This window comes from Acetobacter persici (assembly GCF_018256955.1).
Classification (GTDB): domain Bacteria; phylum Pseudomonadota; class Alphaproteobacteria; order Acetobacterales; family Acetobacteraceae; genus Acetobacter; species Acetobacter persici.
In genome coordinates, this window is the sequence record NZ_JAERKU010000002.1 from 495,012 (window position 1) to 502,383 (window position 7,372).

At 61.3% G+C, this 7,372-nt stretch carries 6 protein-coding genes; 5 read left to right on the forward strand and 1 reads right to left on the reverse strand.

Translation table 11 applies throughout. From position 1 onward, the window contains the following. Positions 1-8: 8 nt before the first annotated feature. From JK199_RS04405 to JK199_RS04425, 5 genes are all read left to right on the forward strand, one after another. Complete coding sequence (locus JK199_RS04405; protein ID WP_237388727.1) at positions 9-578, forward strand: DUF1285 domain-containing protein; 570 nt, start codon at positions 9-11, stop codon at positions 576-578. Then, the gene (locus tag JK199_RS04410; protein WP_212374043.1) at positions 575-1,825 is read left to right on the forward strand and encodes a CCA tRNA nucleotidyltransferase; all 1,251 of its coding nucleotides are present in this window, start codon (positions 575-577) and stop codon (positions 1,823-1,825) included. The genes JK199_RS04405 and JK199_RS04410 overlap by 4 nt, the downstream gene beginning before the upstream one ends. Positions 1,826-1,870: 45 nt before the next feature. Then, the gene (locus JK199_RS04415; protein ID WP_212360102.1) at positions 1,871-3,658 is read left to right on the forward strand and encodes an ABC transporter ATP-binding protein; all 1,788 of its coding nucleotides are present in this window, start codon (positions 1,871-1,873) and stop codon (positions 3,656-3,658) included. Between the two features lie 189 nt (positions 3,659-3,847). After that, positions 3,848-5,062 carry an HlyD family secretion protein gene (locus JK199_RS04420; RefSeq protein WP_077930104.1) on the forward strand — a complete coding sequence of 405 codons (1,215 nt, stop codon included), beginning with the start codon at positions 3,848-3,850 and terminating at the stop codon, positions 5,060-5,062. Continuing rightward, entirely contained in the window at positions 5,059-6,636 is a 1,578-nt protein-coding gene (locus tag JK199_RS04425) for a DHA2 family efflux MFS transporter permease subunit (protein WP_212374045.1), read from the forward strand. The genes JK199_RS04420 and JK199_RS04425 overlap by 4 nt, the downstream gene beginning before the upstream one ends. An 85-nt stretch (positions 6,637-6,721) precedes the next feature. Here the strand turns inward: JK199_RS04425 and JK199_RS04430 are convergent, their stop codons facing one another. Further along, positions 6,722-7,255, reverse strand: coding sequence for an RNA pyrophosphohydrolase (locus JK199_RS04430; protein WP_212374047.1), 534 nt, complete (start codon positions 7,253-7,255; stop codon positions 6,722-6,724). Between the last annotated feature and the right edge of the window lie 117 nt (positions 7,256-7,372).

The following is a 7,372-nucleotide window of genomic DNA, read 5'->3' on the forward strand; positions in this document are numbered from 1 at the left end:
AGAATGCGGTGCCCCGCGCCACTGCCTGTACGGAAAAAGCAGGGCAGCACGAGGGGCAGAGGACGCTGCCGTTTCTTATTCGTCGTGATGGTGTCTGGCTTTATCGAGGCTCACCCATCAAGCGGAAGGAAATGCTCTGCCTGTTTGGCTCCATGCTGACGCGGGATGAGGCGGGCGCGTATCTGCTGCGCTCCCCGTTTGAAACCGGCACGATTGAGGTCGAGGATGTGCCCTTTCTGGCGGTGGAACTGGACTGGAAAGGCTGCGGCCGCATGCAGAAGCTGTGCTTCCGTACCAATGTGGACGAGCCTGTTGTCGCCAGCCGTGAGCATCCGATTCGGGCGGTCTGGAATGTGCCGAATGAAGCCTGTGGGGACGGCGGGTGCCCGCCTTATCTGCTCGTAAGGGCCGGGGACGGGCGCTTTCCTATAGAAGCCCGGCTCTCCCGCCCGGTCTGGTATGAACTGGCTGCACTGGCGGAGCCGGGCCAGTGTGAGGGGGTGCCCTGCATGGGGGTGTGGAGTTGTGACTGCTTCTTCCCGCTGGCGCGTCTGCCTGCGGAACCTTGCGGCACATGACATCCGGCCCGCAGGCTGCGCAGACGCATTTATCCGCACAGCAGAGGCATGCGCTCGGGCTGCTCTGGCAGGTTCTGCCGGAGGCCCGGCTGGTGGGCGGCGTGGTGCGGGACCTGATGATGGGTCGTTCCGTCGCGGATGTTGACCTCGCGACGCCAGAGCCGCCGGAACAGGTATTGGCTACGCTGAAGCAGGCCGGGATTAAAGCCATTCCCACAGGGCTGGCCCATGGCACCGTGACAGCGGTGATTGAGTCCGCCCCGTATGAAATCACCACCCTGCGCCGGGATGTGGAGACGGATGGCCGCCATGCCGTCGTGGTCTGGACAGCAGACTGGCGGGAGGATGCTGCCCGGCGTGATTTTACCATGAACGCCATGTCCCGCGGGCGGGACGGGGTGCTGCATGATTATTTTGGCGGGCAGCAGGATCTTGCGCAGGGGCTGGTGCGGTTTGTGGGCAATGCCGCAACCCGCATTGCGGAAGATGCGCTGCGGATTCTCCGCTTTTTCCGCTTTCAGGCCCGATATGGCAGGGGGCAGCCGGATGCCGAGGCAATAGAGGCTGTTACGGCGCAGGCCGGTTTGCTGCGTGGCCTTTCTGTTGAGCGGATCTGGTCCGAACTCAAACGTCTTCTGACCGGCCCTGCTGTGCCGGAGACGCTGAGCCTGATGGAGCAGACCGGCGTTCTGGCGGTCCTGTTCCCCAGTGGGGTGACAGGGGCGCGCCTCACCCGGATGGTCGTGGAGGGTGCGCCGGCGGATGCCGTTTTGCGGCTGGCGGGGCTGGCGCCTGAAGACAAGGGAGACCTCGCCCGTCGTCTGAAACTCTCAAAAGCAGAGGCGGCTTTTCTGAAAGGGGTTTCCAGCCCGCCAGTCCCTCAGCCGCACATGACGGATGCTGATCTGCGGCGTCTGCTGGCACAGGAGCCGCCGGAGATGTTGCTTGGCCGCACATGGCTTGAGCAGGCCGACCGGGCTGAGGGGGAGTGGACCGCCGGGACGAAAGACGCAGAGAAAAACGCCTCCAGCGCTGACTGGCTGGCGCTCAGAACCCGGCTGTCCGCCATGACGCCGCCGGTTTTTCCGCTGGCGGGGCGGGATGTTCTGGCCGCGGGCCATCCGCCGGGGCCACAGGTTGGTGCGGTGCTGGAGCAGGTACGGGCGTGGTGGCTGGCCGAGGGCTGTACAGCCTCGGCCGAGGCCTGTCTGGCCTTCCTGAAAAAGGTTTTAAAATCCCAAAGCTAGGCTGCCCCTTTGCATAGCAGCGTGTGAGGCTGGTAGAGGTCTGGCATGACTTCTGCAAAGCCTGATGGTGCGGCTGCCGCCAGCCGCCGTTCCCTGCTGCCCGACGACTCTCGTGTTCTGCTAAATCGCCTCTGGCGGGAGCAGGTGCGCCTGCACCCCGCACGGATTACCGCCGTAATTGTGCTGACGGTGCTGACAGCCGCCCTGACGGCTCTGTATCCGCTGGTGATCCAGCGTGCGCTGGACATGTTTGCCACGCATGATTCCCGTATTCTGTATCAGGTGCCGCTGCTGGTGGTGCTGATTACCATTTCCAAGGCGGCCTCCCAGTATGCGCAGACGCTGGCGGCGCAGGGGCTGGTGCTGGTGGTGATTCGCGGCTTGCAGGGTGAGATGTTTGACCATCTGGTCCAGACGGATGTGACCCGTATTGAGCGCGAGCCGCCCGCCAAACTGGCCGCGCGTTTTACGACCGATGCCGTTTCTATCCGTGAGGCGATGATTCGCGCCGTCAACTCTCTGGGCGATGTGGTGACGGTGGTCGGGCTGATTGCCTCCATGTTCTATATGGACTGGGAACTGAGCCTGATTGCGGGCCTGCTGTACCCGGTGGCGGCCGTGCCGATCCAGAAACTGGGCAAGCGCGTGCGCCGGGCGTCCGGCGGGATGCAGGAAAGAATCGGGGAGACCGCGGCGTTCCTGACTGAAAGTTTTTCTCAGGCGCGCACCGTGCGGGTGTACGGCATGGAGCAGAAGGAAAGTGCGCGGGCGGCTCTTTCTTTTGATCATCTTTATAACGCGATGCTGCGTATTACCCGTGGCCGGGCGCGTGTTGACCCTCTGCTGGAAGCTCTGGGTGGTTCTGCCGTAGCGGCGGTGCTTGGCTTTGCGGGCTGGCGTGCGGCCATGGGCGGCGCAACGCTCGGGGATTTTTCCGGTTTTGTGGCGGCCCTTCTGCTGGCGGCGCGTCCGCTGCGGGCGCTGGGCGCGCTGAATGCCGCCTTGCAGGAAGGTCTGGCGGGCCTTGTGCGCGTGTTTGACGTGATTGATGAAAAACCGGCCGTTCTGGAACGGCCCGGCGCTATTGCCCTGCCACCGGGGCATGGCCATCTGACGTTTGAAAATGTCGGGTTTGTCTACCCGGACGGGCGCGTGGGGCTGGAAAGCCTGAGTCTGGAGGCTGCTCCGGGCTTTACGGTGGCGCTTGTCGGGGCCTCTGGCGCGGGTAAATCCACAGCCCTTTCACTCGTGCCGCGCCTGCATGATGTCACGTCCGGCCGGATTTTGCTGGATGGGGTAGACCTGCGGGATCTCACGCTGTCCAGCCTGCGGCATGCGATTGCTTACGTCAGTCAGGACCCGTTGCTGTTTGATCTGTCCATCCGGGACAACATTCTGATCGGGCTGGAGAATGCGTCTGACGAGGCAGTGCGTGACGCAGCCCGAGCTGCGGCTGCGGAACCGTTCATTCTCGCCTTGCCCGACGGGTATGACACAGTGGTTGGCCCCGGTGGGCAGCGTCTGTCCGGCGGGCAGCGGCAGCGTGTGGCTCTGGCCCGCGCCCTGCTGCGCAACCCGCGCCTGCTGCTGCTGGACGAGGCGACGAGCGCACTGGATAGCGAGAACGAAGCCGCTGTTCAGGAAGCCCTCAGCACCCTGCGCCACGCCCGTACAACCATTGTGGTGGCGCACCGGCTCTCCACCATCCGCTCGGCGGATCTGGTGGTGGTCATGCGGGAAGGGCGGGCCGTGGAATATGGCACGCATGATGAACTGATTGCGCAGGATGGTCTCTACGCCCGGCTGGTCCGGACGCAGGGACTGGAGCACTAAAGCGAGTCTTTTTTTGGTCGTTCCGACAAGGCTTTAGGGCCGGATACGCCCTTGCGGGCCGTCTGCCCGCTTGAAGCCTTTTTGGGATCATGCCACATACTGACCGAACCGATCGGTCAGCGCGGCGGAAGCAGAAGCATCCGTGACTGACTTTATGTGTTGAAGTGTGTCTCAGGGACGGGAAACAGAATGGCCGACGACTATAACGAACAGTCTGATGCAACGTCTGATAACGGGGGCGCCCCGCCAGAGAAAAATCCGCCGGAAAAAAAGAAAAGCGGGCGCGCCAAGATTATTCTGACATGCGTTGTGATTGTGCTGGCGGTAGCGGCCGGGGTGTACTGGTTCCTGACGCGTAATGAAGTGGAAACGGATGATGCGTTTACCGCAGGCCGTGCCGTCTCCATTGCGCCGCATGTGGGCGGGTATGTGACGGAACTGCTGGTGAATGATAACCAGTTTGTCCGCAAAGGGCAGATTCTGGCCCGCATCGACCCCAGAGACTGGCAGGCCGCGCGTGATAAGGCCGCAGGTCTTTTAGAAAAATCTCAGGCGGCCATGCAGGCCAGTGATATGATGCATATCGTGGCGATGCAGAGCTATCCCGGCCAGCTTGTCCGGGCGCAGGGGAACCTGGCGTCTGCCAAGGCGCAGCTCTTCAAAGCGGAAACGGATTATAAGCGTCAGCATTCCGTGGAACGCGCTGCAACGTCTCAGCAGGATATTGATTATGCGCGGGCCGCGCTGGATGCCGCCAAAGCGCAGGTTCTGGAAGCACAGGGTGCGGTGCAGATTGCAACGCCGGTGCAGCCGAATATCAAAAATGCCCAGATTACGGTCAGCCAGCAGGAAGGTCAGGCCAAAGCGGATCAGGCCGAACTGGATAACGCCAACCTCAATCTGGAATGGACGGTGATCCGCGCTCCGTGTGATGGCTGGATTTCACAGCGTAATCTGGAGCAGGGCAATTACGTCCGCGCCGGGCAGGTTGTGTTCTCCATTGTTGAGCCGGAAGTCTGGGTTGTGGCCAACTATAAGGAAACGCAGATTACCCATATCCGCCCCGGTCAGACGGTGGATATCAAGGTGGATGCCTATCCGTCCCTCAAGCTGCACGGCCATGTGGACTCCCTCCAGAAGGGAACGGGTGCGACCTTCAGCGCCTTCCCGCCTGAAAACGCGACCGGCAACTACGTGAAGATTGTCCAGCGTGTGCCGGTGAAAATTCTGATTGATGATGGTCTGGACCCGAACCAGCAGCTTGCTCTCGGGATGTCCGTCGTGCCCGTGGTGCATGTGGATACACAGGGCCGTGCGGATGCCGCGCCGCACGATGTGCAGCAGGCCGTGGCGCAGCGCCAGAGAGCGGCGTCCACAGCAGGCCATGAGACCGCCGCACAATGAGCACGCAGGACGAGGTTGCCGCCGGAGGGTGGAAGCCCAAACATAATCCGTGGTCCGTCGCCTTTATCGTCACGATGGCGGCGTTCATGGAAATTCTGGATACGACAATCGTCAACGTGTCCCTGCCGCACATCGCCGGGAGCCTCTCCAGCACCTACGATGATGCGACATGGACGCTGACGGCCTACCTCGTCGCAAACGGTATCGTTCTCACTATCTCCGGATGGCTGGGGAAGGTCTTTGGCCGAAAACGATACTTTATGGTCTGTATTGTCATGTTTACGGTTTCCTCCTTTCTGTGTGGTATGGCCACCAGTCTGGCGGAGCTGATTATCTTCCGCATGATGCAGGGCTTTTTTGGGGGCGGTCTGCAACCCAACCAGCAATCCATTATTCTGGATAGCTTCCCGCCGGAAAAGCGCGCGGCAGCTTTCGGGCTTACGGCAATTGCCGCAGTTGTCGGGCCAGTGATTGGCCCTACGCTGGGGGGCTGGATTACCGACAATTTCTCATGGCGCTGGATTTTCTTCATCAACGTGCCGTTCGGTTTCCTGACCACCCTTGGCGTTGCCGCACTGGTGGAAGACCCGCCATGGGCCAGAAAGCGTAAAGCGCCGATTGATGTCATTGGTATCAGCCTGATCACCATCGGGTTTAGCTGCCTTGAGGTCATGGTGGACCGTGGTGAGGACGCCGACTGGTTTGGCTCCACCTTTATCCGCGTGATGTGCGTTCTGGCGGTGCTTGGGCTGGGCGGTGCCGTGCTGTGGCTGCTGCATACGGACAAGCCTGCGGTGGATCTGCGGGTTTTCAAGGACCGTAACTTTGCGGTCGGCACAGCCATGATGGGGGCCATGGGGGCGCTGCTTTACGCCTCTGCTATTATCGTGCCGCAGTTTGCCCAGCAGGTTATGGGGTATACGGCGACGCTGTCCGGGCTGATCCTCTCACCGGGCGGGATTGCGGTGATTGTGCTGATCCCCTTTGTGGGCAAGCTGATGAGTATTACCAGCGTGCGCAGCGTGATTGCTCTGGGGTTCGGGCTGATGGGCGTTTCCCTGTTCTTCTCTGCCCAGCTCGCACCGCTGCTTGATTTCAAGCATCTGGTGCTGTTCCGGATGAGTCAGACGGCGTGTCTTGCCTTCCTGTTCGTGCCGCTGTCTACCATTGCCTATTCCACCGTTCCGGAACGCCTGAATGCGGATGCGTCCGCCCTGTTCAGCATGTCCCGTAACGTGCTGGGGTCTCTGGCTATTTCCGGGGCTACGGCGTTGCTGATGGAGCGGAAACAGGCGCATCAGGCGCATATGGTCCACTGGATGACGCCGTATCACGAACCGTATAACGAGTATCTGACACAGGCGCAGAATGCGGGCATCAACCGTGGACTGACGCCTGAGGCCGCGCAGAGTGTTGCGCAGCATGTGCAGTTTCAGGAGTTCTCCCGTCAGGTCGCGATGCTGACTTATAACGAGGTCTTCATGATCCTCGGTATTGGGGCGTTCCTGTGTGTGCCGTTCTGCTTCCTGCTCTCCAACATCAAGAGCGGCGGCAAGCCGACGGCTGCGCATTAAATACAGCGCAGACATCTGTTTTAAAAAGGGCGGGAAGAGAGATCCTCTTCCCGCCCTTTTTTATGCTCGTCACATTTGGAGAAAATCAGGTGGAGGAGGGGTGTGCCGGGGCCGCGAACGGGGCGAAAGCCTGCACCAGCCGCTCATAAATCGGTTTTTTGAAGCCAACATTGCCAGAGGGCAGATCAGCCAGTTCAATCCACTGGATGGCGTCAAATTCCGGCGGGGTCTGGGCATCAAGCCGGATATCGGCATCAGTGCCGGTAAAGGCCAGCGCAAACCATTTTTGTGTCTGCCCGCGGAAACGGCCCCCCAGAGCCTTGCCAATCAGATACTCGGGCAGGTCATACGTAATCCAGTCCGGGTGCTCCTGCAGGATGTGGAGCATGCCGAAGGGGAGGCCTAGCTCTTCATGCACTTCCCGGAATACGGCTGCTTCCGGCTCTTCCCCGTCATCAATGCCGCCTTGCGGGCACTGCCAGATCCCTTCTGAAAGCGGGCCACCCGCGCCGGGCTGGTCTGTACGCCGGGCAATGAGAATACGGCCATCCGCCCGAAAAATCATGGCGGCGACATTCGGGCGGTACGGCAGGCTTTCGGCGTGCGGGCTGGTGCTCATTTTGCGTGTCCAAAGGGGGCGGGGGTGGTCTGGTTCCCAGCGGGCGGTGTGCTGATCTGCACATGCACAGCGCCTTCCGGAGCCGTTGGTTGCGTTGGCGGTTTGGGTGGCGGCGGG